The 1,552-nt window shown below is 61.3% G+C and carries 1 protein-coding gene; it reads right to left on the bottom strand.

What is annotated here, in order from left to right; genetic code table 11:
• Positions 1 to 1,145, bottom strand: a 1,145-nt coding sequence (locus tag K408_RS40035) for a CHASE3 domain-containing protein (protein WP_035698924.1), incomplete at its 3' end; no start/stop codon positions are given.
• Positions 1,146 to 1,552 lie beyond the last annotated feature (407 nt).

The raw sequence follows: 1,552 nt of genomic DNA, 5'->3' as shown, positions 1-1,552 counted from the left end.
TCGGTGGTGGCGCGGGCCTGGCCGACGGCGTCGCCCGCCATCCGTGCGGACTCTTGCACCTGACGGCTGATCTCGCCGACCGAGGACGCCATCTCTTCCGTCGCCGAAGCCACCGATTGCACGTTGGTCGAGGCTTCCTCCGAAGCGGCGGCGACCGTGGTCGCCAGTTGTTGCGAGCGTTCGGCCGTGCCGGTAAGGGTGGTGGCCGACGCCTCGAGCTGCGTCGAGGCGGACGAGACCGTTCCGATGATCTGGCCGACAGCACCTTCGAAATCGTCTGCAAGCCTGGTCATGTCCTGCTTGCGTTGCTCCGCATTCCGTCGCTCAGCCTCGACCTGCTCCGCCTTGAGCCGCTCGACCTCGATCGCATTGGTCTTGAACACCTGGACCGCCTGGGCCATCTCGCCAATCTCGTCCCTGCGCTCCGTTCCGGACACGACTACCGACGTATCGCCATTTGCCAGAATGCCCATCTCGCTGGTGATACGCTGAATGGGACGGGTGACGGCCATGGCGACGCCGAAGGCACCCACCAGTGAGAGCAACAGCGTCAGGAAGCCGCCGATCATCATGGAGATGGTCGCGTTGGCGGATGCGGCCTCGGCAGATGCAGCGCGCACCGACAGGAGCGATCGTTCTTCTGCATCCATCTCCTGCACGACGGCGCGCAATCCATCCATAGACTTCTTGCCGGCGCCGGAGGCCTCTAATTCCCGCGCCTTGGACTGAGTTGCAGGGTCCTTCATCATCGCTATCTCGCGCTGCGCGACGTTGGTCATCCAGTCGCTGGCGAACGCCTTCACGCGCTCAAGGCGCTTCTGCTGAGCCGGGTTGTCAGAGGTCAGACTGCCTACCTTGGCCGCAGCGGCCTGAAACTGCTTCTGGCCGGATTCGTAAGGTCCGAGAAACGCCGGGTCCGCCGAAACGAGATAGCCGCGGACGCCTGTTTCCGCATTGACCATGGCCCCGACGAGCTCGGAGAGCTGCTCCAACACCTCATAGGTATGCACGGTCATTTTCGCCGTCGAGTTCATCACGTTCAGCGAATTGTGGATCGCTGCGGTGCTGCCGGCGACGACGAGACAGATCGCCGCAAACACTGCGGAAACCTTGATGGAGATGCGAACGTTGTTTATCCAAGACATAAAGAGCTTCCCAGTGCTGACGATCAGGAGTTTCTCGTCGGATGACCGGCTCCAACCGTGCTATGACTTCCGACACGATCTTACCGTCGCTGGAGATCATTCACCTTAACGGCACTCCGTAGTCATACTGATGCATCAGCATGAAATAGCCCGGGCTTTTGCGGGACTATCCAAGAGGATGCGACTCAACGGATGAGCGTTCCGCAGCTTGCAGCTGCTGATTGCCGGCCTCTCATATCGTGGCCGGCATGGCTCGGAACGAAGCCTTTCCTTCCTTCAGCGGAAGCTTGAAAAAAGTGAGCGGCGCAAGGCGCCGCTCACTTCCCACGAAAGACGCGCGCTCGCCTCTACGCCGCGCGGACGTTGGCGAGGAACTTGCTGACCTCGTTCTTCAACCGTCCGGAATC

Source organism: Bradyrhizobium sp. in8p8 (genome assembly GCF_000426845.1).
GTDB lineage: Bacteria > Pseudomonadota > Alphaproteobacteria > Rhizobiales > Xanthobacteraceae > Bradyrhizobium > Bradyrhizobium japonicum_C.
Note: the sequence above shows the minus strand (reverse complement) of the source record. Positions and strands in the feature narration are given on the sequence as shown.